Source organism: Ancylobacter sonchi, assembly GCF_018390695.1.
GTDB classification, from domain to species: Bacteria; Pseudomonadota; Alphaproteobacteria; order Rhizobiales; family Xanthobacteraceae; genus Ancylobacter; species Ancylobacter sonchi.
In genome coordinates, this window is record NZ_JAHBGF010000020.1 from 143,355 (window position 1) to 169,782 (window position 26,428).

Below are 26,428 nucleotides of genomic sequence, written 5' to 3' on the forward strand. Positions count from 1 at the left end.
TGTCATCCTCCAACCGTCGGGTTGGCCGTGGTGTCTTCAAATGCCGGCCAACCGATCGGCGCGGTCTGCTTTGTCGGCGGCAGGGCGATGAGGTTCGTGATCGAATACCCGCTGCCGGCGAAGTATTTGCCCCACAGCGTGGCGCGCACGCCCTTGATTCCGGCACCCAGAGCCTCGGCGAGCTCGGCGTCGCTGCCCGAGTACAGGGCGCTGTTCAGCCGCTCGATCTCGGCCTCCACCAGCGCCAGGTCGGCCGCGAGGGGGGCCAGCAGCTTGGCCGCCTTGGCGCCATCGGTGTTCCAACGGCGGACCAGATCGTCACGGCGTGCTGTGGTCTCGGCGACGCGCTGACGGGCGGCTTCTCGGCGCTCGGCTGCTTCGCTCTCGGCGAGGCGGCGCTTCAGTTCCTCGGCACGCGCGACGCCCTTGTCGAAGTCGCGACGGGCGCGATCCCGGCCGGTGTCAGCTTCGGCGATGGCGCGGTCGTCGTCGCCGAGAAGTGCAGCGCGATAGGCACCTTCCGCATGATCGACGGCGGCGCGGAGGGCGGCTTCATCTATGGCGGCGAGCGCTGCACGCAGGTCTGCTGATGGCGCGGGGGCGCCACGAAATAATTTCCCCAGCATGTTGGATCCTTATGTGGCGAGCCGCTCGAGGTCGGACTGGAGCGAGAGCCACACCGCCGAGAGATCGACCAGAGCTCGAGCGACCGGCTTGCCGTCGGCCTTGGAATGGGAGAAATCGACACTCTCGAACAGATGCGGCAGCACCGGAACGCCCGCCCGGTGGGTGGCGCGGTGGGCGCCGATGAACACCTCGTCAGAGGCGGGAAACCTGGCTCGATATAGTGAAGCCAGCACGCCCGCGACGTACACGCTGTGCGGCGTCAGCCGGCGGGAGCCGCTGATCTTCTGATGAAGCGGCACGCCTAGGGCTTTAGCCATGGCCAACCAGTGGCTAAGAGTGTTCTCGGGAAGATCAAGCAGCTTGGCGGCATCGCCGATGGAGATGACCGGATCGAGCAGCCACGGCGGGCGTGCAAGGTCGACCCGAACGACTGCGCTGTCGTCGGTCATGATGAATCCATTGTGAGGGACGAGCCGCGACGGCCCGCAAGGAAGAGTGAAAAAGAAAAGCCGCGGTCGCCGTCTAGGACCGGCGCCGCGACTTAGTCGAGGAGATGAGTGACCGACCGCTCCGAAGGTCCCTCAACATAAGTGCTTCGAAATACAGTTTAGGGACAATTCAGGCCGCTTCTTTCACCACACCGGCCGGAATATTGTCGTTCGCGGCTTCATGGGTGAGTGAATACACTCCGAACGCGTCTAGCGCTTCATTCACCATGCGGATGCCCCATCGCTCCGCGGTCTTGCCGGCCGCGCCGAACTGGTCGCCGATCTCGCGAGCGGTGGCCGAGGATATGGCCAGGTCGAGCACCGCAGAATGCCGGGTACCGATTGCGCGGCGGGCGGCGTTGGCCTCGATGCTGCTGGCCATACGCAGTTCGCACCCTGCATCCGGCTCGTCCACCACGGCCACCGCGCCAATGCCATGCTCTACGCCGTCGGCGCTACCGTGCGCGGCCTTCCGCCAGCGCGAGCCGGGCGCCACGTGGCGGGTACCGTAGGCCGCAGCGGTGACCTTTTCGAAGGGAGTCAGCGAGCGACCGCGCTTGTCGGCTCCCCAGCGCGCGAGGCTGCCCGCTTCGAATATGAGCTCGCCGAGCCGAACGGTGGTGCCCTCCACCGACCAGCCGGCGGGGTGGCGGACGGGCTGCCGCCAGCGCCAGCGACGGTCGCGGCGGGTGACGACGTAGGGGCCGCGGCCAGCCGCCTCGAGCAGTTCGTCTACATCCGGCCTGTCGATCCGATAGATCGGCGGCGCCATCGAGTCGTCGGCACGGTCCACGGTCGGTGCCGGTGCGGGTGGGTTCATCAGGTCTCGCCAGCAGACCAGCAGTCCGAGGCGGGGGCGGTCATTCCGCAGTCGCTCTGCCGTCGGCCACGCGAGCCTCTGCCGGGTGGACGTGCCGCACCCGGCCACGATGTGGCGATGTTCTTCAGGCGAGCGTGCGGTCCTGCCGTCCAGGTGGACGATCATGCGCGGTCTCCATGATGATGTGGGAACGGCCTCTTGGTGGGCCGCACTTAAATATAGCGTTTGGGCCTACCTCCCGCCCGCGCTCGTCGCCGAGAACCTCGGCGGGACGCACAAAATCGACCGACCCCAAAATTATGACAGTCACACAGGACTTGCATGTGGAAGGCCCCAGGGTGGGGGTTCCGCGTCGAAAACCGTTGAAAATGCTATATTCTGTGCGAGGGCGCGGAACCCCCTAGCGCAACTTTATACCGACGGAAAGCCCGCGGTAGCGCGTCCCCGCTCATGCCCTATAAGTTCCCAGTACCTAACCCAGGGGGGTCTAGGCTGCCTCCTCTACGTCGATGGCGTTGTCGTTGGCTGCGGTGAGGTCAGGAGTGGCGGTGGATTGAACCTGACGAGCCGTTTGCACTGCACGCCGGGATACGTTCAACATGGACGCCGCATCGTCCTGTGACATTGCCTGAATTTGAGCAATGTCCGTTCGCTCTCCTTGCCGCATACTCGCCAGCCGCGCCGCCACCATGGCACGCTGGCTTTCCGACAGGTGGCGGCGCTTGAGGTTGAGCGACACCACGAAGGCGAGCGGATCGTCGCCGTCGTACACCTGCGTGCCGATCGGCATCTCGGCCTGCATGGCCGCTCGATATCGGTTGCGGCCGTCGAGTATCTTGCCGTCGTAGAGCCAGATCGGCTCGCGCATGCCGTGCTCGCCGATGAATACGATGCGGCTCAATCGAGGGGGGAAATCCCTAGGCATGGCGGCAAGCGCGACCAAGTTTCCGGTTCCGAAACTTGGTCCGCGAAGGACATAGTCAGCCCGCGCGACATTCACGAAGCCCGCCAAATCCGCGATGCCGAGGCGGCAAGTCCTGGCGTTGTGCGGAGAACGCTGGATACGCTGATTGAGGCTGGCGAGGAGCCGGCATGATTGCTCCTGCCCGGCAGTAACAATCGGCGGTGCTCCACCAATGCGCCACCAGCGCAATTGGTGGATGGCGCTTGCGCCACCACCGATTTTTACTAAGGGCAATTTGGTGGTGGCGCAGCCGAAATTCTGAATCTCGTTGCGCCACCAATGCGCCACCAAATTTCGGTGGTGGCGCAGCCCTTAGGCGGCCCGGCCCGGACGGTTTGCCTCGACGACCCTCACGCCCTTACGGGCCTTGCGTTCGGCATCGTCGTGATACTCGACCTCCTCAATGACGCCGTTAGACCTCCAGGCCTTGAGGATCGATGCCGCCTGCTCTGGCACGACATCGGTGTGGCGGATGACGACGACGATGTGATGGGGTGAAATGTCGACGGCCGCCGCGATTACGTCGACGACCGACGACAAAGCAAATTTTGCCATGTCGGTAACCTCGTCGCGGCAATGCGCGACTTTCATGTTGGGAAATAAAAAAGCCGCCCGGGCGGGGCGGCTGGTGGTGGAAAACAACGCCAAGTCAGTCATCATGTGATTCGAGACTGACGGGGCAATAGACTCATCGGCGACGTAAGTCGTGCTCACATGCGAGAAGGTCCGGTTTGTCCGGGCTTGAGCAGCGGGCTCTCACCCGCTTGATGATGGAGGCGTCCGTGAGGAAGCTGAAGTTGGTCGCCGTGCGGGCTTATACCCGTTGGCGATTCCGACGGATGGAGCATGTCCGTGCTCACCACCGTTCGTGGCCGGGACAACTGTCCTTCGACTTCTAGGTCAGCGTCATAACCTGACTGCCCCGTCAGTCTCACCGAAGGCTTCGAAGAAGTACCCTTCTATATATACCCGTTTGTTTCGGTGTTTTCGGCGCGCCCAAGCCCGGTTTTGTATACGCTGCGGGAAATCACGCAGGTATTGCCGCGCGGGCCTTCAAAGCTGCGTCTCGCAGGGCGATGTCCCGTTCCAGCCGGGCTATCCGCCGGGCAGCATTGGCCATCGTCGACCGCTCCTGCGCCCTCTGGCTGGCGGCGTACGCCAAGAGCCGGCCAGCCGCCGCCAGCTGACCGGTGGCGAAGGCCACAGCCTGCACGCGGGTGGAATAGCCGGATGCGTCCCGTCCGGCCTCCTCCAGCGACTTGCCGTCCACCAGCACAGCGCTGGCGATGTCCACTAGCCCAGCATGTCGCAGCACCTCGTCGGCATCCGCGCGGAAGGTGGGGTCGGTTGCATACCGTCGGCACCGGAGCATCACGCCCAACTCGCCGGCCGGGGAGACGTGCCGAAGTACCTTGTTCAATGGATCGACGCGGGCGGTCATCTTTCTACTCCACTTAAGGGGTGGTTCCAGCGGACGGGGTTCCACCCCCTTCCAGCGGGTTCCACCCCGCCGGGGGGTATAAGGGGGGTGGAAGAACAGGGGGGTGGAAGGGGGTGGAACAGGGGTGGAAGGTGGGGTGGAAGCTATTCAACCGCCCCGCGATCCGGCCCGAAATCCTCGGCCGAGACGATCAGCCGCTGACGCTGTTTCGACGGCGGCCCCTCCCATATTACCTTGATCGTGCCATCGACGAGCAGCCGCTGCATGGCCGCTTCGAACTGCTTCTTGGTCGTGCCGCCTGCCTGCGGATGGTCCGCCATCACTGCCGGCGCGTAATTCACGCCCTTCGTTGAGGCGATGCGCTGCCCTGTGCGGTTGATCGCCGACAGGAGCTCCACGAAGATCTCGTCATGCCTCCGGTGCACCAACCCCAGCGCTGCGGGCTCCAGCGGCGAGTCCGCGACGAAAGCGCCGGCTTCCCACCTGAAGCGCATCTTCTCGCCGACGGCGCCGTAGTTCGCCTTCATCACCTCCAACTCGCGGACATTGGGGTCTGCGGCCTCGCCCGTCGGCCTGGTCAGATAGAGCCTGCTCCGCACGCTGTTCGACCAGCCCGTGCTGCCGGACGTGCCGGTGCCGCTCTGCATCCCCGACACCGAAGGGTGCGCGAGCAGCAGCACAGCCGGGCCGGAAAGGGCCAGCTTCCGCAGCGCCGCGATGAAATTCCGAACTTGGTTCCGCTTGATCTCGTCGCCCGCGAACAGGTCGGCTGCCGTGTCTAGGATGAGCAAGTCAGGCTGGAATTCCGCCACCTTCCGCTCAAGGGCCGCGTGGAGCCGAGTAAACAGCAGCGTGCCGTCTCGCCCCGGCGCGGCAAGGGTGGCGTCCTGATCGGCGAGCGGTGCAATCAGCATCTGGCCGCTAAGGTCGGCCAGATCGCCGCCCAGCGCTTCGACGATGTCGACGGTGCGCCGGTGGATCTCGTCGATGTCGTCCTCGGCCGCGACGTACAGCACCTTGCCTTCTGCGGGACTAAGGCCTGCCGTTGACACGCCGAACGCCGATGCGACGCCGAGTTGGAGTGCGAGCAAGCTCTTGCCCGTCCCGCCGTCGCCGGTCAGGAGGGTAACCTGCCTGGCGGGGATCAGGGCGGGCAGGAACCATTCCCGCTCTGGCACAGGCTGCCCGGCCCAGGCGGCGGGGTCGAGCGTTGGCAGGCGATGCAGGATATCGTCAGCGGCTTCGCGGGGAACCTGTAAGGGCTGCAACGGAGTCGTTTCCATCTCCCGGCGCGCCATCCGCTCGATGAGCTTATCTGAGGCGTTCGGATGTTGCCTCTCCACCCGCGCGCAGATCTCGTCGAACGTCTCTGCAGGTCGCTCCGGGGAAGCTGGCGCCGCCGTAGCAAGCGCACCAGCCAGCGAGCGTGACCGCTCTTGGCGCTCACGCAACGGCTGGCCGGTACGGACCGCCTTTCGCACCATCTCTACGGCTGCTGAAAATGGGTCAAGACAATCAATCTGCTGGATTTGCACGTCGCCGCCACGATCCAGTACCGCAACGCGGACGCCGATGGGAGCGTCCGGCCGGAAGCGCTTGAATGTATCGACCAGCACGCCGAGTCGGCGCTCTTCCCCGGCCGGCAGCGCATCTAGATCACCCGTGTAGAAATCGAAGCCGGCGGTATCGATCGCGGCAGTATCGAGCGAGCCGTCAGGCGCGACGGGGAAGAGCGCTATGTCTCCATACAGCTGGGTCCGCATCTGGCGCACCCGGCCGAAGATGGCGGCGCGCTGCGGGAGGTGAATGACCTCGGCTTCTGCGGAATTAGCCTGCATGCGCGGCACCGCCATCCAGCGCCGCCAAGGCAGCGCGACCGATCTTGTCTGCGACGTCCACGGTGAACGCAGCGACGTGCTCGCCGCGGTGGCGGGGCGCCCAAGCCCTCAGCCGGCCGTCCGAGCCGCGGCAGATCTCTATGTTAAATACGCGCAGGCCGCCGGCATCGACATCGACGACGGCGAGCGCGCGCGATCCCGCCGCAGCGCGGCGGGCCGAAACTATGTGCATGGTGGAGTCCCCTAGGGGGTGAGTGGTGCCCGCGCGATGCGGGCGGCTGCTTGGGCAGGTGGTTAGGCGGCGCGGGCTGCTGGCTCGACGTAGGCGTGCAGCTCTTCGGTGATGTTCCTGGCCTTGGCGGGATCTATGACCACCTCCGACTCCCGGCCGGATGTCTCCCACAGGGCGAGAATGTGCTTTACCGGGTAATCGCAAGTCAGAACTGCGGCCCAGCTGCCTCCGCAGGCGTTGCCGTTCGCGAACCGCTCTGCGGTCGCTCTGTCGCGCGACCAGGACATGCCTCGGCATCGGGCGCTCGTCACCTCGGCAGGCCTTCCCGTTCCGCGATAGATCCTGACGGTTGTCCCGGTTGTTCGGAGCGCGGCCATCGTAGCCATCTCCTCCTCGTCCATCAGAAGGGCGTGTCCGGCTTCTCGGAAATACTCCCGAAGTATGACCTTGCTCGTGGCATTAACGTAGAGTGCTCCGACCGCGTTGCCCGCGACGAACCCTTCCTTCAACAGCGCAGCCCGCACGCGCGGACCACCGGCCCGCATGTAAAGCAGAAAGTCTGGAATCTGACCCCGGCATTCACCGTCCACCGTCCAGGTAAGACTGGCTGCCGCTTCACATGCCTCGTCGTCATCTCGAACCTGGACGAACACAAGGTCGATGAATCGGTCGATAGCCTTCAGGTGCCAATCCATCGGGTCGTCGGAATTGCCGTGGAACATGCCTTCGGCGCGGAGCCGGGCATGTCGGGAGACGATGCAGGCAATGGCGTCCTTGCGGAAGCGTTCGGCCTGCTCGTCTGGCGTCAGCTTCGACCACCGGTAGGCGGCATATTCTCGATTGAAGTTCACCATCACGCCGCGCTCCGCAGGTCGCGCGCGGCGATGCGGGCGTCAATCCATGCGTCGACCTCCGTGCGGATAAACGCTATGCGGCGATCCCCCAAGGGAACCGCTGCGGGGAAGGTGCCTGCCGCCCTGCGCTTGAAAAGTTCGGCACGTGAAAGGCCGATTTCGCGTACAACATCGTTCACGCTCATCAGGCGAGCGCGATTATCGTTAGCCGGCATACTTTACTCCCATCTTGGGAGGTGGTAGGGGAGGGTTGCTAGTGCGAGCACTGACGCCCGTTACGTCAAATAAGGTAACTCCGACCCAGCCGCAGCGCTATGTGCCCAAGCGGGAGAAACTCGACGCGACGCACATAATCGTCAGGAAGAGCAGTAGTCCGCCCACGCTTCCATCAGCAGCCGCCTCTTCGCCAGGGCGTCGCCGCGCCGGTAGGCCCTCTCAACGGAATCGCCGACGGCGTGCGCGAGGGCAGCCTCAGCCACCTCCCGAGGAAACTCGGTGGCATCGCCGCACCAATCTCGGAAGGTGGATCGAAGGCCATTTATTGTAGATTTATCGCCACTGGCCCGCCGCAGTGCGACGACCATTGCGGTATCGCTGACCGGAAGCCCGGCTTTCTCGCCCTCGAAGACGAGCGGCCCTCGGGCGACCTGCTGGCGCTCCCGAAGGATCTCGAGCGCGCGGCCCGTGAGCGGTACGGTGTGTTCGCGCTTCATCTTCATCCTGCCGGCCGGCACGGTCCAAAGTTCGGCGTCGAAATCAATTTCGTCCCATGTCGCGCCGCGCACTTCGCCGGCACGGGCGGCGGTCAGTGCCTGGAATTCGACGGCGCGCGTTCCGGTGCCCTTCGCCGCGCGCAGGGCCGCCATTATCGCCGGGATGCGCGCATGGGGTGCCGCCGCGTTGTGACCTCGGGTCAGCTTCTTTCTGGCTGGCAGCAGGTGCTGGAGGCGACCGGTCCATTGAGCGGGATTGTCACCCTGATAGAGATTACGTGCGCGCGCATGATCTATGACTGCGGCCACCCGCATGCGCAGCCGGTCGGCGATCTCGGGCGTTTTCTGCCAGATGGGCGAGAGCAGCGTAACGATATCGTCGACGCCTACGTCGGCGATCGGCTTGTCGTGCAGCAACTCGGCCTGCACTTCGAGCGAATGGCGCCATTGCCAGCGTGACTTAGCGTTTTTAAGCGCAGCATCCTTAACTGCCAGCGTGTCATCTGCGACGTTCTTGAATGTCGTAACCTTCCGCTTACCCGGTCGGGGATCTTCGCCGCGGGCGAGTTGGTCCCTAATGACGTCGGCTTTCTCGCGAGCCAGCTTGACGGACACTGGCGCCGTGCCTTGACCGTATCCGCCAAGGCCGATCTCGGTTCGAGTCCTTCCCCGTCGATATACGAAGAACCATTGCTTCGAACCGCCGTCGCGGACCCTCACGAACAAGCCGTCGCCGTCGGAATACATCCCCGGACGGCTGAGCGCCTTAACCTGAGCATCCGAAAGCTTGTTCCGTGCCATCGTCGAGTCCCGATGCCATAACCATAGTATCGTCACTGATGTCTTTTGGTGTGTCTAGTGTCAATAAAAGACCTTACAAATCAATATGTTGGCTCCTCTCCTGGGCACCATCGCTCTCTTAGAGCGTTGATTTTGCTGAGAACCTTGAATAATCAGGCTTTCTGATGCGCCGACCGGTACACACGGGCGGTACACATGGTTCTCAGGATGACCCGGCCAATGCGCCGTAAGGACAGTTCATTCATCGCCTTCCGAAAGCGTGTCCCTGCCGATGTCGTTGGCAAGGCGGATGGCTGTTCCGTCGTTATCCGCTTCCCTGCTGAAGGCCCCGATCCCCAGCACGTGGTGTTTGCTACGGTGGGGAATGCCGAGGTGAAATTCTCCCTCCGTACCCGTTATCCCGCCATCGCCAAAAGCCGCTCAGGCATCGCAGAGGCGCACCTACAGCGGCTCTACGCGAGCCTCCGACAGGGCGCCCGGCAGCTCACCCGTCGCGAAGTGACGGCCCTTGCTGGCGAATGGTACCGCGCCGGGATGGTCCGCTGGGAGGATGAGCCGGGTTCGGGAGCCGTGTGGCAGAAGCTGCAAGACGTTATGGCGAAGGCTGCCGATGATCCGGCCCTCTTGGAAAAGGAGATGGCCCCTTTCGTTAACGAGCTTCTAGCCGAGAAGGCGATCATCGTCGACGAACAGAGCCGGATGGCCCTGATGCAGGGCATGCGCCGAGCCATCGCTGATGCCGCTTCAACGCTCCAGCGAAGATCTGAGTTCGATTACGGTCCCGACGAGCTTGCCGCCCGCTATCCGGCTTGGGAGGAGGCTTCCGCGTCTCCGGCTACGGGACAGCCCAAGCGTCCCTCTCCAGCCCCCAAAGACGGCAAGGCGGTCTCCATACGTGGCCTCGTGGATAGCTGGTGGCAGGAGGCGCAAGCGGCCGGCCTCTCCCGTAAGACGCATCAAGCCTATGGCAGCGCCATGGATCGCCTTATCGAGCACGTTGGCCACGACGACGCCTCCCGGATCACCCCTGAGGACGTGTTGGGTCTTAAGGACGCTCGTCTAGCTGCTGGCGTGGGACCTCGGCCTTGGCAGCTCGAAACGGTGCGCGAAAAACATCGGCGCATTGGCAGAATGTACGGAAATGCCGGGCGACGTTTTCAAGCGCGCTTCAGCCGGCTTTGCATGTCGGCATTCTGCCGGATCAACCGATTACTCGTCAGGCAGCGGCATGCGGGGGCATGTCACGTCCTTGCCAGGAAGAGTGTCTCGCCCGGCCGCATCTCGTTGCGGACGGCCTTCTTGATCGCGGCGGGAATGGACGCCTCATCCAGTTCGAAAGTCCCTAGCCGGTTCAGGGCAGCGCGGATGTCGATCTCGGTGCCGAGAAACTCCATCACGACCCGCGCCGCGCCGATCGAGCGGCCGGAACCATGGCTGACGCCGACCATCACGCCGTCGAGGCGCTTCAATATGCGGCCCTTCGGATAGAAGATCGTCATCGAGACTTCACGATCTGAATCGCGGTGATAATCGATGGTGACGAGGCGGTCGCCGAGGGAACTGACGATGCCGCGATAGGTGATGAACAGCGACGACGGGTCGCCGGTCTCGTCATCGCCAAGGTAGCGTTGCTTAACCGTTGAGAGGAAGGTGCCCTTTTCGAAGCGCCAATGCACTAATTCGCGCTTGATCCGCTCCACGCCGAGATAGGTGTAGAAATAGCGGAAGTAGAAGCCCTGGTACTCAGCGAGGGCCTCAGCGTCGCCGCCGGTCAGCTTCTGGAGAAGGGCGAGGCTCGTATCCGACATCGCCGGCTGGGAACCTACGCGTCGCTTGAACGACGCGGCGAACGCCTCGTGTGGCGTGAAGAGCTCGTCCTCCTCCAGCCCGAAGAAATCGCAGATGCGCTTGTGATTGTGGCGCGAGGGCACGGCAGTCCCGCCGAGATAGCGGTTGAACTGCTGGCGGTTGATCTTCAGGCGCCGGCATACGTCCGACACCGAACGATAGTGATCGCAACAGAACTGGAGATTGGCGCGATAGTCCGCCTGCCGTTCCGCCAACAGCACGCGGAAGCGCGTCGCAATATCGGCCATGCCGGACTCCGAAGCGAATTGGTGCGGAAAGCGCATAAACTTGCGTCAGATAGCACATATGATTTGGATGGAACAGGCGAAACTGCCGTGTAACGCTGCAATCTCCAAAAAGCTCATAAAATAGTCAGCAGTGGTTACCCGTATGGAACAGCCGGCACCGCAGGAGTGGGATTGCATCGTCATAGGCGGCGGAATCGTCGGCGCCGCAGCGGCCTACTACGCCGCCCGCAACGGCATGAAGCCGCTGATCGTCGAGAAGGACCACGTCGCCGGGCAGCAGTCTGGCCGCAGCCTTGGCTTCGTGCGCCAGCAGGGGCGTGACTTCCGCGAATTGCCGCTGATGATCGAGGGCAACCGGCTTTGGAATGGCCTCGAAACCGAACTGGGGCGTCCGGTCGGCTGGATGCAGACCGGCAACCTCGCCACCGCCCGCACGCCCAAGCATCTCGCTGCCATGGAGCAGTGGGTGGCGCAGGCCGCGCCCTATAATATCGGCGTGCGCATGGTGACGGCAGCCGAGGTCACCGCGCTCACCGGCAACATGCAGCACGACTATATCGGCGGGATGTACACGCCCTCGGACGGCAAAGCCGATCCGGCACGCTCGACACGCGCATTCTTCGAGGCGGCGATCGAGGCCGGCGCCAAGGCCGTCATCGGGCGCGGCGTCGACGCCATCAACGTGGCGGGCGGTCGCGTGACCGGCGTCACGATCGGCGGGCGCGAATTCCGGAGCCGCATCGTGATCTGCGCCGCCGGCGCGGCCACCGGGCGCATGCTCGCCCCGCTCGGCGTCGTGGTGCCGCAGGACTGCGTGCGCATCACCGTCTGCCGGACAGTGCCAATTCAGGAGCGTATCGATCCCGGCATCTGGGGCGTCGACATTGGCATCCGCCAGGGACAGGACGGCTCCATCCACATCGCCGACAATGCCGCCGACTATGACATACGCTGGGACTCGCCGGCCTCGCTGCGCTGGTTCCGGCCGCTGTTCGACAAGAACCGTCATCTGGTGCGCCTGAATGCCGGACCGATGTTCGGGATCGGGCGCCACGCGCCCGAAGCAGTGCTCGATACCCCGCAGCCGGCCAACGCCCCGCCAGCGAACATGAAACGCGTCGGCGCGGTGCTCGAAATGTTCCGCCAGCATTACCCCAGCCTGCGCTCGGTCGGCTTGATGAGCTGGTGGGCCGGCAGCATCGACCACACGCCCGATGCGGTGCCGGTGATCGGTGCAGCCCCGAACATCGAGGGGTTGCTGATCGGTACCGGCTTCTCCGGCCACGGCCTCGGCCTTGGACCGGTGGGCGGCAAGGCTCTGGCGCAACTAGCCACCACGGGCGCGACCAACTCCGCCATCCAGCCCTTCGTCGCCGACCGTTTCGCGAAGGGCGAATGGCTGCCACCCGCCAATGTTCTCTAGAGAACGACGGGTCAGGCGCGGCAGCGCGAAGGGATAGTCACATGCTGGCAAGGGCGGAACACGCGGGTGAAGCAAGGGGCGCAGGCCTGGAGATCCGGGCGCTGCACAAGAGCTATGGCCATTTCCATGCGGTGAAGGGCATCGATCTGACGGTGCAGCCGGGCGAGTTCCTGACCTTCCTCGGCCCGTCCGGTTCCGGCAAGACCACGACGCTCAACATCATTGCCGGCTTCGAAACCCCAACCGCCGGCGAGGTGCTGTTCGACGGGCGCCCGCTGGTCAACACGCCGCCCTACCGACGCGACATCGGAATGGTGTTCCAGAACTACGCGCTGTTCCCCCATCTGACCGTGGAGGAAAACGTCGCCTTCCCGCTCACCGTCCGCAAGCTGAGCCGCGCGGCCGTTGCCGAGAAGGTCGCGCAGGCGCTCGGCATGGTGCAGCTGGGGCATCTCGGCGCGCGTTATCCGGCACAATTGTCAGGCGGCCAGCAGCAGCGGGTCGCCCTCGCCCGTGCGCTGGTGTTCAATCCGCGGCTGGTGCTGATGGACGAGCCACTCGGCGCCCTCGACAAGAAGCTGCGCGACCACATGCAGGTCGAGCTCATGCACCTGCACCGCTCGCTCGGCGTGACCATCATCTATGTCACCCACGACCAGGGCGAGGCGCTGACCATGTCGAACCGGATCGGCGTGTTCCAGGATGGCCGCCTCGTCCAGGTCGACACGCCCGACATCATCTACCGCAGCCCCGCGACGCTGTTCGTCTCGGATTTCGTCGGCGAGAACAACCATCTCGACGGAACCGTCGAGGAGCGGCATGCCGAGGGCTGTGCCGTACGGCTGGAGAGCGGACTGCGCATCGAGAGCCGGTCCGGTGAGGTCGGTCCCGGCGATGCCGTGCGGCTGACGCTGCGCCCCGAGAGCATCGCCATCCTGCCGGCCGGGACGGTTTCCGGGGAAGATAACCGCTTCGCCGGCCGCGTCGTCGAGCGGATCTATTTCGGTGATCACCAGCGCCTCGTCGTCCAGCTCCAGGGCGGCGTCACCGTCATGGTCAAGGCGTCACCCTCGCTCGCCTTGCCACCGGGAAGCCCGGTCGAGCTCGGCTGGCCAGCGGCGGCGTGCCACCCCTTCAGGCTGTCCTGAAACGACCCGAACCTCGCGTGCCACACAAAAGCAATCTCCAGAGGATCATCATAATGCACCGGAAGACACTCCTTGCCCTGAGCGCCGTGCCGGCGCTGCTGATCTCCGCGACGCTCGCGCAGGCCGACGACCTCGTCATCATGTCGTCGGGCGGCGCCTGGCAGGCGGCGCAGCGCCAGGCCTGGTTCGAGCCCTTCGCCAAGGAGAAGGGGGTGAAGGTGGTCGAGCAGGAGTTCCTCGGCGACCTCGCCAAGGTGAAGGCGATGGTGGACACCAAGAGCACCAGCGTCGATCTGGTCACCCTCGACGCCGACCTCGCCACCGTCGGCTGCGACAGCGGCATCCTGGAGAAGATCGACTATTCCAAGATCGCCGATCGCGCCTCCTATGGCGGCTCGGCCTTCGACTGCGCCGTCGGCCTCGACGTGACCGGCACCGTCGTTGGCTATGATCCGACCGTGCTCAAGGACGAGCCGATCGAGGTCTCGGCGCTGTTCGATCTCCAGCGCTGGCCGGGCCGGCGCGGCATCCGCAAGGCGCCGCAGTCCACCCTCGAATTCGCGCTGATCGCCGACGGCGTGGCCGCCGACAAGGTTTACGAGGTGCTCGGCACGCCGGAAGGTATCGATCGCGCCTTCAAGAAGCTCGACACCATCAAGAAGGACATCGTGTGGTGGGAGGCCGGTGCACAGCCCGCGCAGCTGCTCGCCTCGCGCGAGGTGGTGATGTCGACCGCCTGGAACGGACGCATCTACAACGCCGTCGTGCAGGACAAGAAGCCCTTCAAGATCGCGTGGAAGGGACAGATGCTGCAATATGACGTCGTCAGCATCCCCAAGGGCGCGCCGCATCCCGAGCTCGCCTACCAGTATCTCGCCTATGTCGCCAAGCCGGAGAACAATGTCCGCATCACCAACTACATTCCCTACGGCCCGGTAGTCGCGGGGGCGACGGAACTCGCCGATCCGGCGATCCTGCCGCATCTGCCGAATGCCAAGGATCACCTGCCCGGCTCGTTCGAGCTCGACGCGGTGTTCTGGGCTGATCATGGCGAGGAACTCACCAAGCGGTTCAATACGTGGCTGAGCCAGTGACCGATACGCCCGTCGCGGGCAGGTCCGGCCGGGACGGTGCGCGCTCGCGTGCCGTCCTGCTTGCCGCGCCGCTGCTCGGGCTGATGGCGCTGGCGTTCTTTGCCCCCATTCTTTGGCTGCTGGCGATGAGCGTCTACGATCCCACCGTGGCGCGCGGCCTACCGGCTACCGCCGAAGCTCTGGCGGGATGGAGCGGCGACGGGAACGCACCCGCCGCCGTCTACCCGGCCTTCGCCGCCGATCTCGGCGCCGCCCGGGAGGCGGGCACGCTGCTCGATCTCGCCCGCGCGCTGAACACCCGCCTTCCCGGCATCCGCAGCCGGGTGGTCTCCGCCGCCCGCGCCAATATCGACCCGGCCGCGGCGGATGAGGCGCGCTTCGCTGCCCTCCACAAGAGCTGGGTCGATCCGGCCACCTGGCGCGCGGTGCAGGCGAGCACCAGCCCATGGACCGGCTTTCATCTGCTGGCCGCGCTCGATCTGCGGGTCGGCGCTGATGGGAGCATCGAGCGCGTGCCGGCCGAGCAGGCGATCTTCCTCAAGGTGTTCCAGCGCACCTTCCTGCTGGCGGCGGCGGTAACGCTGCTCACCCTCATACTCGCCTTTCCGGTGGCCTATTTCGCTGCGCAGGCCCCACGGCCACTGGCCACGCTCATTCTCGCGCTGGTGCTGCTGCCGTTCTGGACCTCGATGCTGGTGCGTACGGCGTCATGGATGGTGCTGCTGCAGAAGGAAGGCGCGGTCAACCAGATCCTCGCCCTGTTCGGCCTCGGACCGCTGAGCCTGATGTATTCGACCTCCGGCCTACTGATCGCCATGATGCATATCCAGCTGCCCTTCACCTTCCTGCCGATCTACAGCGTGATGAAGAACATTCCGACGCAGCAGCTGAAGGCGGCCTATTCGCTCGGCGCGCCTCCACTCACCGCGTTCCGGCGCATCTACCTGCCGCAGGCTATGCCGGGTGTCGCGGCGGGATGCTTGCTCACCTTCATCCTGTCGCTCGGCTATTACATCACGCCGGCGCTGATCGGCGGCCCGCAGGACCAGGTGATCAGCAACAGCGTTGCCAACTACATCAATGCCGAGCTGAACTGGCACATGGCCGCGGCTCTGAGCGTGGTGCTGCTCGCCTTCACCTTCGTGCTCTACGCCGCCTTCGGCCGCTATCTGGCGCCCTCCAGCTTGAAGGCGAAATAGCATGGCGGACGGGATGCATGTTTCGTTCTCGGCCCGCCTGCGCACCGGCCTGCTGGCCGGCTGGACCGTGCTGGTGCTGCTGTTCCTGGTGGTTCCGATCCTCATCCCGGTGGTGCTGTCGTTCAACAGCGAGCGCTTTTTCCTGTTTCCGCCGAGCGACTTCTCGCTCCGCTGGTATCAGGAAGTGCTTGGGGAGGAGCGCTGGCGGGCTTCCATCGTCAACAGCCTCGTCGTCGGGTTCGGCGCCACCTGCCTCGCCACCGTGCTGGGTACCATGGCGGCGCTCGGGCTCGACGCGCCAGCCTTCCCCGCCCGACGGCTGGCGCGGGCGCTGATCATGTCGCCGGTGATCACACCGATCGTCATCACTGCCGTCGGCAGCTACCTGTTCGCGGCGCAGGTGGAGCTCATCAATACCTACGCCGGGCTGATCCTCGCCCACACCATTCTCGGCGCGCCCTTCGTTGTCGTCACCGTCTCGGCCAGCCTCACCGGCTTCGACGCGAACCTGATGCGCGCGGCCAGTATGTGCGGCGCGCCGCCGCTTCACGCCTTCCGGCGGGTGATGCTGCCGCTGATCCTGCCAGGCGTGCTGTCTGGGGCCGCCTTCGCCTTCGTGACCTCCTTCGACGAGGTGGTCATCGCGCAGTTCCTGACCGGTGCTACCCATCGCACGCTGCCGTTGCAGATGTTCACTGGTCTGCGCGAGCAATTGAGTCCCGCTCTCGCGGCGGCCGCCACCTTCATGATGCTGCTCTCGCTGGTCCTGCTCGGCGTCACCGAGATCCTTCGCCGCCGTACGGCCCAGCGCGTCGCGCGGGCGCGCATTCCTGCCTAGCCGCTCCCACTTGCCGCCAGAGGATTTTCCCGATGAAGCTCGATCATTTCGCGTGGGCGACACCCGACCTCGATGCTGCGGTGGCGGATATCGAGGCGCTGGGCGGGGTGCGCGCGGCGGCCGGCGGCGCCCATCCCGGCAAGGGCACGCGCAACGCGCTCCTCGATATCGGCAACGGCGCCTATCTCGCCATAGACGGTCCCGATCCGCAGCAGCCTCTCGTCGACAACAATGGCGCCCGCCTGCAAGCGCTTGATCATCGCGTGCTCATGCTGTTCGCCGTCCAGACCGACGATCTCGAGCTGGCTACGAAAGTGCTCGCGGAGGAGGGTCTTGATACCGGAAAGGCGATTGGCGCCCGCGCCACGCCGTCAGGCGAGCATCTGGAGTGGGAGTTTATCGAGGTGCCGGCCGGCCATGATCTCGGAGCGGCCCTGCCGATCATAAAGAAATGGAGGACGGCGAAGCACCCGTCCGCCGATGCGCCGTCTGGCTGCGTTCTCGCGGACTTCAAGGTGCTTCACCCGGATCCGGAGCGGGTACGTGGGCTTTATCAGCGTCTGGGGCTCGACATCCCGGTTGTCCAAGCCGACATGATATCGCTTGTCGCTGTCTTTGAGGGCAACAACGGGCGCTTTGAACTGCCAGGTGGACTTTGATGAGATGGCTGCGTCGACCTGTCACACCGTCGACTTCAAGATTCGCCCTGGACGCATGAGGCCGTCGATGTGTTTTGCCGCTGTCGCGGCTACTCGGCGACTGTCGGTAGTGCGCGACCCGGCTGAAAACCCTGCCAAAGGATTTCCGTACATTCCACCAATGCGACGATGTCTTTCGCGCACCATTTCGGGCTGCCAAGGCCGAGGTCATAGATTGCGGCGGCGATGGTCGATTAACACCTGTTTTTCGGCAGGTGTCGCCGTGAAGCCCAACGCCACTGGTGAAAGTCGGCAGCCGGTGTTGACACTTTCCCGACTCTGGAAACGTCCGGTTTCGGGCAATCACGCATGACAAGGGGAGTTTGGCTGGGCCCGAAGTCGCCCGCCGGCGTCTTGGCTAGGATGACGATCTTGAGCAGCACGCGTAACGCCGGAATGTCCATTGTCCATCGCGGAATGCGTAAACTCGGCGCCGATCATGCCTTCCGGCACCATCGCGATGGTTGCGTAAACAACAACGGCTGGCGGCAAGCACGCTAGGTTAATCGTCGAGCGCCAGAAAAATCACCGTCTAGGATATCAGACTATCATCAGCAAATCATGGTTGAGGCCGTCGAGAAGGATGCGGGCGGATTTGTCGGGCAACGGGATGCGTATTCCGTCAAGCACGGAATATGGTCCATCACTATCGCCCTTTCCCATAGCCCGAACCTCAATCGTGCAGACTGCTCCATCGAGCGTCACCGTTGCTGCGAAGCCGGGCCATGCCGAGGGGATGCAGGGCGCGACGACGAGGACGCCGCCCTCCCGGCGAATGCCGAGAATGCCCTCGATGCCAGCGCGGTGCATCCAGCCGGCGGAACCGGTGTACCAGGTCCAGCCGCCGCGGCCGATATGTGGAGCGACAGAGTAGATGTCGGCGGCGACGACGTAGGGCTCGACCTTATAGCGTTCGGTCTCCTCCGGCGTGCGGGCATGGTTGATCGGGTTGAGCAGTGCGAAGAGCTCATGCGCTTTGTCACCCGCGCCCAGTTTTGCGAAGGCGAGGACCGCCCACATGGCGGCGTGGCTGTATTGCCCGCCATTCTCGCGCAGGCCCGGCGGGTAGCCCTTGATGTAGCCGGGGTCGAGCGGCGTTCTGTCGAAGGGCGGGGTGAACAGCAGGGCCAGCCCCTCGTCGCGGCGGATCAGATGACGCTCGAGCGAGGTCATCGCGATGCCGGCGCGCAGGGCATCAGCGGCGCCGGACAGCACGGCCCAGGACTGTGCGATGGAGTCGATGCGGCATTCCCTACTGTCCTTGGAACCGAGCCAGGTACCATCGTCAAAAGTTGCCCGGCGATACCACTCGCCATCCCAGGCTGACCGCTCCAGTGCCCGCCGCACTGAGGCGGCATGCGCACGCCAGCGCCGGGCGCGTTCGGGATCGCGTGCTTCCGCCAGTGGTGCAAAGATGTCGATGGTGCGGATCAGCAGCCAGCCGAGCCAGACGCTCTCGCCTTTTCCGCCTTCGCCGACGCGGTTCATGCCGTCGTTCCAGTCGCCGATGCCCATCAGCGGTAGACCATGCGCGCCGGTGAGCGAAAGCGCGTGCTCGAGGCCACAGGCGCAGTGCTCGAACAGTGAGGCTGTCTCGTCCGCCAGCATCGGCTGGAAGAAATGCTCGTGCTCCTCCGGCCGCAATTGCGGCCCGTCGAGATACGGTACCCTCTCGTCGAGGATCGCGGCATCGCCCGAGCTTTCAATATAGGTCGCTGCGGCAAAGGCGAGCCATACATGATCATCGGAGATGCGGGTGCGCACGCCCTGGCCCGATTGCGGCAGCCACCAATGCTGGACGTCGCCATCGACGAATTGTCGTCCGGCTGCGCGCAAGAGATGGCTGCGCGTCTCCTTTGGCAGTGCCAGCGTCAGCGCCATGCCGTCCTGCAACTGGTCGCGGAAGCCATAGGCGCCGCTCGCCTGGTAGAAGGCGGAGCGCGCGGTGATGCGACAGGCCAGCGTCTGGTAGAGCAGCCAGCCGTTCAGCATGATGTCCATCGCCCGGTCCGGCGTCTTCACCTGGACGGTGCCGAGCACCGCGGTCCAGTGATCGCTCACCGAGGCGAGGACGGCATCGAGGTCGGCCTGGCGATAGCGCGCGACGAGCGCCCGGACTTCGTCCACCGACCCGCATTGACCGATGAAGGAGACGACCTCGACGGTCTCGCCGATGCCGAGCTCCACCACCGTCTGCAGGGCGGCGCACGGATCGAGGCCGGCGCCGGTCCTGCCGGACAGCGGGGCCATGCTTGCAAGCCCGAGCGGTGACGCGGGTCCGCCATCGCGGCCGAGGAATTCGGTGCGGTCCGCGGTCCACGCGGTCTGCCGTCCGGCGAGATCGGTGAAGGCGATGCGGGAGCCGAAGGCGGCGCTCCAATGATTACGCGCCAGCATCACGCCGTTCTGCGGGTCGATCTCGGTGGCGATGAAGGGGGCGGAGGCGCCGCGCGACGTGCCGAGTACCCACTCCGCATAGCCGGTAATAGAGAGCTGCCGCGGCCGGTCGGTCAAATTGGTGAGCTTGAGGCGGGAAATCTTGATTGGGTCGCCGAGCGGCACGAATTGCAGCAGGTCGAGCGCGACGCCGTTCGCCTCGTGCTCGAAGCGGCTGTAGCCGAAGCCGTGCCGCGCGACATAGATGCCATCGTCGCGGATCGGCCGCGCCGTCGGGCTCCACACATCGCCGGTCGCCTCGTCCCGCACATAGAAGGCTTCGCCGACCGGATCGGCGACGGCGTCGTTGGACCATTGGGTGATCTGGTTCTCGCGACTATTGGCCGACCATGTGTAGCCGCTGCCCTCGGCCGAAATCTGGAAGCCGAAGCCGGCATTGGCGACCACGTTGATCCAGGGTGCGGGCGTCGTTCGGTCCTGCGCGAGGACGGTCACATACTCCCGCCCGCCCTTGTCGAACCCGCCTAGGCCGTTAAAGAATTCGAGGGTGGGCGGTTCGGGCGACGGCACGGGACCGTGCATCGAGGTCAAGTTGTGATCACGGCGGCGGATGGCCGGAGGATGCGGCGCCCGGTACACGCGAGCGAGTTGGTCGACGATGGCGCCGCGCCGCGCCGGCAACACCACGCGGGCAACCGACTGCACAAGGGCGCGTGCCTCCACGCTCATGAGATCGGCACGCAGCACATAGACGGCCCCCCGCGCCGGTTCTTCCCCGAGGAGTGGGCGCGATGCGTTGGTCCGCACCGCCGTCTCTATGGCGATTTGCAGATCCTGCACGTAGGAGGAGGAGCGCTCATTGATGATGACGAGATCGACGGCGAGGCGCTTCATCCGCCAGTATTCATGGGCGCGCAGCAATTGGCGCACCTGGGCGATGTCCTCGATATCGTCGATCCGCAGCAGCACGATCGGCAGGTCGCCGGAGATGGAATGCTGCCAGAGGCCCGATTGCGGCCCGGCTCCGCGAAGGATCGTCTCGGATGGCGACCTGAAACGCCCATCGGCATAGAGCAGAGGAGCGGCGAGGCGCTGGAAATCGGCAGCTTCCTCCACATTGACGTCAAGATGTCGAAGCTGAACCTGCGCCTGTGTCCACGCCAAGGTCTTGGCGCGGTCGAACGCACTACGATCATGATGCGTGTCGATGAGATCAAGGAGTTCCGCCCGCGACGAGGCCACAACGGTCCAGAAGGCGACGCGTGCGACTTTGCCCGGCGCGATGCGCACGCTTTGACGCAGCGAGAAGATCGGATCCAGCACCGTCCCCACGGTGTTCGACAGCGACAGGCGGCCCGACATGGCGTCCGCCGTACCCACGTCGCGCCCGCGGCCGATGAAACGGCCACGGTCAGTCTCATATTGCGGGGTAGCCGCGATCTCGCCTTCCACCACCGCGAAATGTGCCGCCCATATCTGCGGCTCGCCCGGCGTCCGGAGCCGTCGCGTGGCGAGGAGGGCGCCGAACTCCGGCAGATGCTCGGTCTCGACGAACATCTTGGCAAAGGCCGGGTGGGCTTCATCGGTGGCCGGCGTGGTCAGGACGAGCTCGGCATAGGAGGTCAGCTCGATCTTCCGGGTCAGCCGCCCGCTATTGGTCAGTGAAACCCGCCGGACCTCGCCATTGTGCTCGCCGGAAACGATGACATCCATCGTCGTGGTCAGGCCGACATCGTGGCGGATGAACTCGGCATGGTCCTCGCCGAACACGACATCGCTTTCGCTGGCGCCGCCCGCCATCGGCTGGGTGGTAGCGGACCAGACGTTGCCGCTCCTCATGTCGCGAAGGAAAACGAATGAACCCCAGTCGTCGCGGGTGGCGTCCTCGCGCCAGCGCGTCACTGCAATGTCTCGCCATCGGCTATAGCCGCCGCCGGACGCCGTCATCATGACGGCGTAGCCGCCATTGGAGAGCAGATGCGTGATCGGCGCACCGGCCGTGGGCGCGACAAGGCGGCGTACCGTGGCTGCTTCGCTGCGGGCATCGACGGCCGCGGCGCGGACTTCCTCGGCACGTGGACGGGCCACGACGACGTCGCGGGGCGAGCGCTCCTGTAGCAGCAGCTCGCTTGCCCGGATCATCGGCTCACGGTGGAAACGGGCGCGCATCTCGCCACCCAGCAGCGTGTTGGCGATGGCGACGATGGTCATGCCCTGGTGATGGGCCATGAAGCTGCGGACGATGGCGACGCTCTCGTCTTCCGGAAGCCGAGAACGGGTGAAGTCGAGCGCCTCATAGAAGCCGTAGCGGCCCTGCGCCCCCAACTCGGCGAGGCGAGCATAATTCTGCCGCGCGCGCTCGGGATCCGCCATGCTGGCGAGGCCGGTCGCATAGGGCGCGACCACCACACTCTCCGAGAGCCCGCGCTTGAGGCCGAGGCCCGGCACGCCGAAATTGGCGTACTGATAGGTAAATTCGATGTCGCGCGCATTATAGGCGGATTCCGACATGCCCCAAGGAACGCCCAGCGACCGGGCATAGGATTGCTGCCGCTCGACCACCAGGCGGTTGGTCTGCTCGAGCACGCTGCCGGCTGGTGCACGCATCACCAGCGATGGCATGAGATATTCGAACATTGATCCCGACCAGGAGATCAATGCCGAGCCGTTGCCGAGCGGCGTCGCGAGCCGACCGAGCCGGAACCAGTGGCGGGTCGGTGCGTCGCCCTTGGCGATGGCGAACAAACTGGCGAGCCGCGCTTCGGACGCCAGCAAGTCGTAGCAGCTCGGGTCGAGGCCGTTGTCTGCCAGCGAATAGCCGATGGAAAGCAGCTTCCGCTCGGGATCGAGCAGAAATGCAAAGTCCATCTCCATCGCCATGGTCCGGGCCGTGTCCGCCAGCGCGGTCAGCCGCAATTTCGTGGCTGCCGGTGCCGCCAAGAGCTGGAGGTGGTCGCGCTGGTATTCGTTCACCGCCCTGCCGATCGTCTCGATCCAGTAGGCGATGTCCGTAGTGCCATCCCCACCTGTCGCCGGGAGGATCTCCTGCGCAACTCTGTGGGCCCTGTCAGCGAGCCGCTTCAGAATGGGCGCCGTCGCTTCCAGTGTCTGCACGCCGTTCAACTGCGCGTCGATCTCGTCCAGTCCCGCCGCCAGCGCCTGTCCTTGTGCATTGCCAACCATCGGCAGGGCCGTCATCGCCTGGCGCGCCAACGCCAGAGCGTCGGCGATGCCCGCGCGAGCGTTCACCCCGATGGGCGCATCCCTCCATTCCTCACAGGCATTGGCGAGTGCGATCAGATGGCCAGCGAGATTGCCGCTGTCGACGGACGAGACATAGGCCGGCGGCAACGCGGCGAGGTCTTGCGTCCCGTACCAGTTGAAGAAGTGTCCGCGGAAACGGGGCAGCTGCTTCAAGCTGGCGAACGTCGCTTCAAGCCGCTCGATGGTCTCTATCGTGCCGGTCCAGCCGAAGTCGCGGGCGGCGACCGCCGAGAGCAAATAGAGGCCGATATTGGTCGGCGAGGTCCGATGGGCGACGATCGGTTTCGGCTCTTCCTGGAAATTGTCCGGCGGCAGCATGTTCTCGGCCGGCGTAACGAAGGTCTCGAAATAGCGCCATGTGCGCCGGGCGATCAGGCGTAGGTCGCGGGCATCGGTATCTGCAAGGTCGAGGTGTTGCGGCACCCTGGGCGAACGGCTCGCCCATTGCGCCATGAGGGGTGCGCCGAGCCAGAGCAGGGCAAATGGCAGGATGAGCGGCCAGGAGGCGAGCGCCAGGACAAGCGCGCCTGCGGTCATCGCAAGGGCCAGCAAGGTGCCGCTGGCCATCTGTCGATAGAAGCCGAGGACATCCAGCCGGGGGACTGCGGAGGACTTCGCGGCGGTCGTCCATTCCAACAGATGGCGTCGCGTCACCAGCAGCCGCACCAGCGTGCGCATGGCGGCATCGCCCGCCCGCCACGCCTGATCGGCCAGAAAGACGAGCGACAGCAATGTCTGGGAGGCGGCGAGCTGCAATTCAGCCACCAGTCTGGCGAGGTGGCTGCGCAGCCTTACGTCGGGGTGACGAGGAAATACCGAAGACGCGATCGGCAGGACGGCGGGAACCATGATCGTCATGATCATCAGCAAGGTGCCGACGAGCGCCGCCGGCATGGGAAACAGCCAGCATAGGCTCAGCCCCAGCAGGGTCAGCGGGGCCAGCGTGGAGCGGCGCAAATTGTCGAACATCTTCCAGCGACCGACCGGCGTCAGCGCGCGCCGTCCCACTCCCACACTGGAAATCCACGGAAGCAGCTGCCAGTCACCGCGTATCCAGCGATGCTGCCGCTTGGCGACAACGTCGTAGCGCGAGGGGAACTCCTCCACGACCTCGACGTCCGAGGCGAGGCCGGCGCGGGCAAACACGCCTTCGAAGAGGTCGTGGCTGAGCAGCGTGTTCTCCGGGATACGGCCGGCGAGAGACGCCTCGAAGGCATCGATGTCGTAAATTCCCTTGCCGGTGTAGGAGCCTTCGCCGAACAGGTCCTGATAGACGTCGGAGACCGCCGCGGCATAAGGGTCCATGCCACCGCCGCCGGAGATGACCCGCTGATAGAACGAGCCCTCGCTGCCGATAGGAAGCGAGGGAGTAACGCGCGGCTGGAGTATGCCGTGGCCCCCGACCACCCGTTGCCCGACGGCATCGAATTTCGGGCGGTTCAGCGGATGCGCCATCTTGCCGACCAGCCGGAGCGCGGCGTCGCGCGGCAGCCGCGTGTCGGCATCGAGCGTGATGACGTAGCGCACATCCTGCGGGACATGCGGGATCCGGCCACCGACGGGCAGGAAGGAGGTGTCGTCCGCGCCGCGCAGCAGGCGGTTGAGTTCATGCAGCTTGCCGCGCTTGCGTTCCCATCCCATCCATTTGCCTTCGCCTTGGTCGAACCGGCGACGGCGGTGCAGCAGGAGAAAGCGGTCACCCGCAGGGCCTGGGCCATAGCGCAGATTTAGCTGCTCGATCCCCTGCTCTGCGAGCTCCAACAGCGCCGCATCGCCCGGCAAGATCTCGGAATCGGCGTCTATACCGTCCGACAGTAGGACGAAGGTGAGATCGCCGCCGATCCCGGAGAGAAAGTGGACCTCGAGCCTGTCGATCTGCTCCTGCAGGTCTGCCTCGCTGGTAAGCAGCGTCGGCACGGCGACGAGGGTGCGGAGGGACCCTGGAACGCCATCCGCGAGCTCGAGGCCGGGCAGAATGGTGGCGCCGAACATCCATGCCACGCCCCGGTTCACCAGCGCGGTCGCCACCTCGCTTGTCGGGACGAAGCCGACGAGGGCGAAGACGGCCAGCCAGCTCCCGGAGAGACCGGCCGCGGAGAGAACCCAAAGTGCCACCCCGATCAGACTGAGCGTGACGGCGAGGATGGCGCCGACATATCCGCCAATGCCGAGGCGAATGCTGACGCGGCTCAAGCGCAGCCGAGGTGGCGGGCGGAAGTGGATGGCCTGTTCGAACGCGCGCCGCCCTTCGGCGATGAGATGGTAGCCGGGATCCTCTATGGGGTCGGCGTCCGCATGCTTCTGTGCCGGAGACGCCGCCAGTGCCGCGACCTCCAGCGCGCGCTTGGCGATGTCAAGCTCTGACAGCTCGGAGCCGCGGGCGAGTTGCTCAATCGCGCTGCGGTAGAGATTGCGGGTGGGGAAATCCATCGAAGCGAAGGCACTGCCGGCTCGCAGTCTGTCGTCGACCAGGCTGACGCTCTCGAACAGGTCGGCCCAATCGATGTCGGAAATCAGCCGCATGCTGGTGATGACGTTTCGCACGCTTACATTGGAGGCGCCGAGCCGCTGTTGAGCATGCTGCACAACGCCGTCGACCGAAGCGCCCTGCGCTGCCAGCCGTGCCTCCAGCCATCCCAGTGCCGGCGTCGTTCGCGGGTCCTGGTCCCGGAGTCGCTTGACCAGCTGAGCGGCGAAGACCTCATCCAGCGGCCCCGGCGAGCGGGTCAGGATGTCCGCTTCGAGCGCTGAACGCGCTTCGCCCGAGATGAAAAGCCGGTCGGCCAGCAGGTCGGCCTCCCGGCGTGATCGGCGCCCGGTGGTGATCTGATCGGCGAGCCGGCGCAGGTTCTCGATGAGCACGATGCGCAGCGTGATTGCCACCGCCCACAGCTCGCCGATCGTCAGCGGCTGGACCTGCTGGTACGCCCCGATGAAGCGGCGCAGCGCCTCGGGATCGAAATGGCTGTCCGTGTGCGCGACATAGGCCCAGGCGAGGCCCAGCACTCGCGGGTAACCGGCGAACGGCCCTTCGGCGAGCTTCGGCAATTGTCGGTAATAGCCGGGCGGCAGGTCGTCTCGAATCTCGCGTATCTGCTCTTCGACGAGATGATAATTGTCGAGCAGCCATTCGGCGGCGGGCACAACGCTCCGCCCGGCTTCGGCATCGGCCGCCGTCGCACGATAGGCGACGAGCAGGGCGCCGGCGTTGTTTTTCAGGCGGGCATGCAGGGAGGGGACGGATGGCGGCTGCGATGTGGTCGGTTGAGCCGCTGCCAGGCTCCGGGCATGCTGCTCCAGCCGCTCTGTGCCGAAGAGTTCCTCACGGATCGGCGCGGGATCATTCCAAGCGGAACCTTGCCATGCGCGTTTCCGCCACAACGAGATGTATGAACCGCAGCGACGGCGGAGACTGGCGATTGGATTCATATATGCCTTCCGGTCAAGAATACGCGAGAGGCATGGGCAGGCTGATGCCTATCTCCGTAGGATG

General features: G+C 65.1%; 19 protein-coding genes. 7 read left to right on the top strand and 12 right to left on the bottom strand.

Translation table 11 applies throughout. The features are described from left to right. Positions 1-2 precede the first annotated feature (2 nt). The 7 genes from KHC28_RS11340 to KHC28_RS11370 form a co-directional block, all read right to left on the bottom strand. A complete protein-coding gene (locus tag KHC28_RS11340) occupies positions 3-626 on the bottom strand; it encodes a hypothetical protein (RefSeq protein ID WP_214008464.1) in 624 nt (207 codons plus the stop codon). A 9-nt stretch (positions 627-635) separates the two neighbouring features. Beyond that, positions 636-1,076: a hypothetical protein gene (locus KHC28_RS11345; RefSeq protein WP_214008465.1), complete on the bottom strand. Its 441-nt coding sequence runs from the start codon at positions 1,074-1,076 to the stop codon at positions 636-638. A 169-nt stretch (positions 1,077-1,245) separates the two neighbouring features. Further along, positions 1,246-2,100 (bottom strand): hypothetical protein, encoded by an 855-nt coding sequence (locus KHC28_RS11350; RefSeq protein ID WP_214008466.1) that lies wholly within the window; start codon positions 2,098-2,100, stop codon positions 1,246-1,248. Positions 2,101-2,422: 322 nt separating this feature from the next. Continuing rightward, on the bottom strand, positions 2,423-3,187 hold the full coding sequence (locus tag KHC28_RS11355; protein WP_214008467.1) for a hypothetical protein: 765 nt from the start codon (positions 3,185-3,187) through the stop codon (positions 2,423-2,425). Between the two features lie 24 nt (positions 3,188-3,211). Then, complete coding sequence (locus KHC28_RS11360) at positions 3,212-3,613, bottom strand: hypothetical protein (RefSeq protein ID WP_214008468.1); 402 nt, start codon at positions 3,611-3,613, stop codon at positions 3,212-3,214. 313 nt (positions 3,614-3,926) lie between these two features. Beyond that, positions 3,927-4,340 carry a hypothetical protein gene (locus KHC28_RS11365; protein WP_214008469.1) on the bottom strand — a complete coding sequence of 138 codons (414 nt, stop codon included), beginning with the start codon at positions 4,338-4,340 and terminating at the stop codon, positions 3,927-3,929. A gap of 143 nt (positions 4,341-4,483) precedes the next feature. Next, a complete protein-coding gene (locus tag KHC28_RS11370; RefSeq protein ID WP_214008470.1) occupies positions 4,484-6,193 on the bottom strand; it encodes an AAA family ATPase in 1,710 nt (569 codons plus the stop codon). Between KHC28_RS11370 and KHC28_RS11375 the strand changes: the two genes are divergently transcribed. Continuing rightward, positions 6,177-6,425: a hypothetical protein gene (locus KHC28_RS11375; protein ID WP_214008471.1), complete on the top strand. Its 249-nt coding sequence runs from the start codon at positions 6,177-6,179 to the stop codon at positions 6,423-6,425. The two genes, KHC28_RS11370 and KHC28_RS11375, sit on opposite strands and share 17 nt — an antisense overlap. A 47-nt stretch (positions 6,426-6,472) precedes the next feature. Here KHC28_RS11375 and KHC28_RS11380 read toward each other — a convergent pair whose 3' ends face one another. The 4 genes from KHC28_RS11380 to KHC28_RS11395 form a co-directional block, all read right to left on the bottom strand. Next, positions 6,473-7,264 (bottom strand): hypothetical protein, encoded by a 792-nt coding sequence (locus KHC28_RS11380; protein WP_214008472.1) that lies wholly within the window; start codon positions 7,262-7,264, stop codon positions 6,473-6,475. Further along, positions 7,264-7,479, bottom strand: a complete 216-nt coding sequence (locus KHC28_RS11385; RefSeq protein WP_214008473.1) for a helix-turn-helix transcriptional regulator — start codon at positions 7,477-7,479, stop codon at positions 7,264-7,266. Before KHC28_RS11385 ends, KHC28_RS11380 begins: the two co-directional genes overlap by 1 nt. 141 nt (positions 7,480-7,620) lie before the next feature. Continuing rightward, on the bottom strand, positions 7,621-8,778 hold the full coding sequence (locus KHC28_RS11390) for a tyrosine-type recombinase/integrase (RefSeq protein ID WP_214008474.1): 1,158 nt from the start codon (positions 8,776-8,778) through the stop codon (positions 7,621-7,623). Between the two features lie 1,241 nt (positions 8,779-10,019). After that, positions 10,020-10,874 (bottom strand): helix-turn-helix domain-containing protein, encoded by an 855-nt coding sequence (locus KHC28_RS11395; protein ID WP_214008475.1) that lies wholly within the window; start codon positions 10,872-10,874, stop codon positions 10,020-10,022. Positions 10,875-11,016: 142 nt separating this feature from the next. Between KHC28_RS11395 and KHC28_RS11400 the strand changes: the two genes are divergently transcribed. The 6 genes from KHC28_RS11400 to KHC28_RS11425 are packed head-to-tail and all read left to right on the top strand — an operon-like array spanning position 11,017 to position 17,235. Then, positions 11,017-12,297, top strand: a complete 1,281-nt coding sequence (locus KHC28_RS11400) for an NAD(P)/FAD-dependent oxidoreductase (RefSeq protein ID WP_214008476.1) — start codon at positions 11,017-11,019, stop codon at positions 12,295-12,297. A 41-nt stretch (positions 12,298-12,338) separates the two neighbouring features. Beyond that, positions 12,339-13,445 (top strand): ABC transporter ATP-binding protein, encoded by a 1,107-nt coding sequence (locus tag KHC28_RS11405; protein WP_214008477.1) that lies wholly within the window; start codon positions 12,339-12,341, stop codon positions 13,443-13,445. Positions 13,446-13,498: 53 nt separating this feature from the next. Then, entirely contained in the window at positions 13,499-14,539 is a 1,041-nt protein-coding gene (locus KHC28_RS11410) for an ABC transporter substrate-binding protein (RefSeq protein WP_214008478.1), read from the top strand. Beyond that, positions 14,536-15,738 carry an ABC transporter permease gene (locus KHC28_RS11415; RefSeq protein WP_214008479.1) on the top strand — a complete coding sequence of 401 codons (1,203 nt, stop codon included), beginning with the start codon at positions 14,536-14,538 and terminating at the stop codon, positions 15,736-15,738. The genes KHC28_RS11410 and KHC28_RS11415 overlap by 4 nt, the downstream gene beginning before the upstream one ends. 1 nt (position 15,739) lies before the next feature. After that, positions 15,740-16,576, top strand: coding sequence for an ABC transporter permease (locus KHC28_RS11420; RefSeq protein ID WP_376772674.1), 837 nt, complete (start codon positions 15,740-15,742; stop codon positions 16,574-16,576). A gap of 32 nt (positions 16,577-16,608) precedes the next feature. Further along, entirely contained in the window at positions 16,609-17,235 is a 627-nt protein-coding gene (locus tag KHC28_RS11425; RefSeq protein ID WP_214008480.1) for a VOC family protein, read from the top strand. A gap of 579 nt (positions 17,236-17,814) precedes the next feature. On the opposite strand, the gene KHC28_RS11430 is transcribed toward KHC28_RS11425, so the two are convergent. Beyond that, positions 17,815-26,364: a GH36-type glycosyl hydrolase domain-containing protein gene (locus KHC28_RS11430; protein ID WP_214008481.1), complete on the bottom strand. Its 8,550-nt coding sequence runs from the start codon at positions 26,362-26,364 to the stop codon at positions 17,815-17,817. Between the last annotated feature and the right edge of the window lie 64 nt (positions 26,365-26,428).

Bases quoted from the DNA above. Each gene is read 5' to 3' on its own strand.
- KHC28_RS11380 (WP_214008472.1), bottom strand. From the start codon at position 7,264: ATGGTGAACTTCAATCGAGAATATGCCGCCTACCGGTGGTCGAAGCTG.
- KHC28_RS11425 (WP_214008480.1), top strand. From the start codon at position 16,609: ATGAAGCTCGATCATTTCGCGTGGGCGACACCCGACCTCGATGCTGCG.
- KHC28_RS11400 (WP_214008476.1), top strand. From the start codon at position 11,017: ATGGAACAGCCGGCACCGCAGGAGTGGGATTGCATCGTCATAGGCGGC.
- KHC28_RS11375 (WP_214008471.1), top strand. From the start codon at position 6,177: ATGCGCGGCACCGCCATCCAGCGCCGCCAAGGCAGCGCGACCGATCTT.
- KHC28_RS11370 (WP_214008470.1), bottom strand. From the start codon at position 6,193: ATGGCGGTGCCGCGCATGCAGGCTAATTCCGCAGAAGCCGAGGTCATT.
- KHC28_RS11350 (WP_214008466.1), bottom strand. From the start codon at position 2,100: ATGATCGTCCACCTGGACGGCAGGACCGCACGCTCGCCTGAAGAACAT.
- KHC28_RS11340 (WP_214008464.1), bottom strand. From the start codon at position 626: ATGCTGGGGAAATTATTTCGTGGCGCCCCCGCGCCATCAGCAGACCTG.
- KHC28_RS11390 (WP_214008474.1), bottom strand. From the start codon at position 8,778: ATGGCACGGAACAAGCTTTCGGATGCTCAGGTTAAGGCGCTCAGCCGT.
- KHC28_RS11410 (WP_214008478.1), top strand. From the start codon at position 13,499: ATGCACCGGAAGACACTCCTTGCCCTGAGCGCCGTGCCGGCGCTGCTG.
- KHC28_RS11405 (WP_214008477.1), top strand. From the start codon at position 12,339: ATGCTGGCAAGGGCGGAACACGCGGGTGAAGCAAGGGGCGCAGGCCTG.
- KHC28_RS11365 (WP_214008469.1), bottom strand. From the start codon at position 4,340: ATGACCGCCCGCGTCGATCCATTGAACAAGGTACTTCGGCACGTCTCC.
- KHC28_RS11395 (WP_214008475.1), bottom strand. From the start codon at position 10,874: ATGGCCGATATTGCGACGCGCTTCCGCGTGCTGTTGGCGGAACGGCAG.
- KHC28_RS11345 (WP_214008465.1), bottom strand. From the start codon at position 1,076: ATGACCGACGACAGCGCAGTCGTTCGGGTCGACCTTGCACGCCCGCCG.
- KHC28_RS11420 (WP_376772674.1), top strand. From the start codon at position 15,740: ATGGCGGACGGGATGCATGTTTCGTTCTCGGCCCGCCTGCGCACCGGC.
- KHC28_RS11430 (WP_214008481.1), bottom strand. From the start codon at position 26,364: ATGAATCCAATCGCCAGTCTCCGCCGTCGCTGCGGTTCATACATCTCG.
- KHC28_RS11385 (WP_214008473.1), bottom strand. From the start codon at position 7,479: ATGCCGGCTAACGATAATCGCGCTCGCCTGATGAGCGTGAACGATGTT.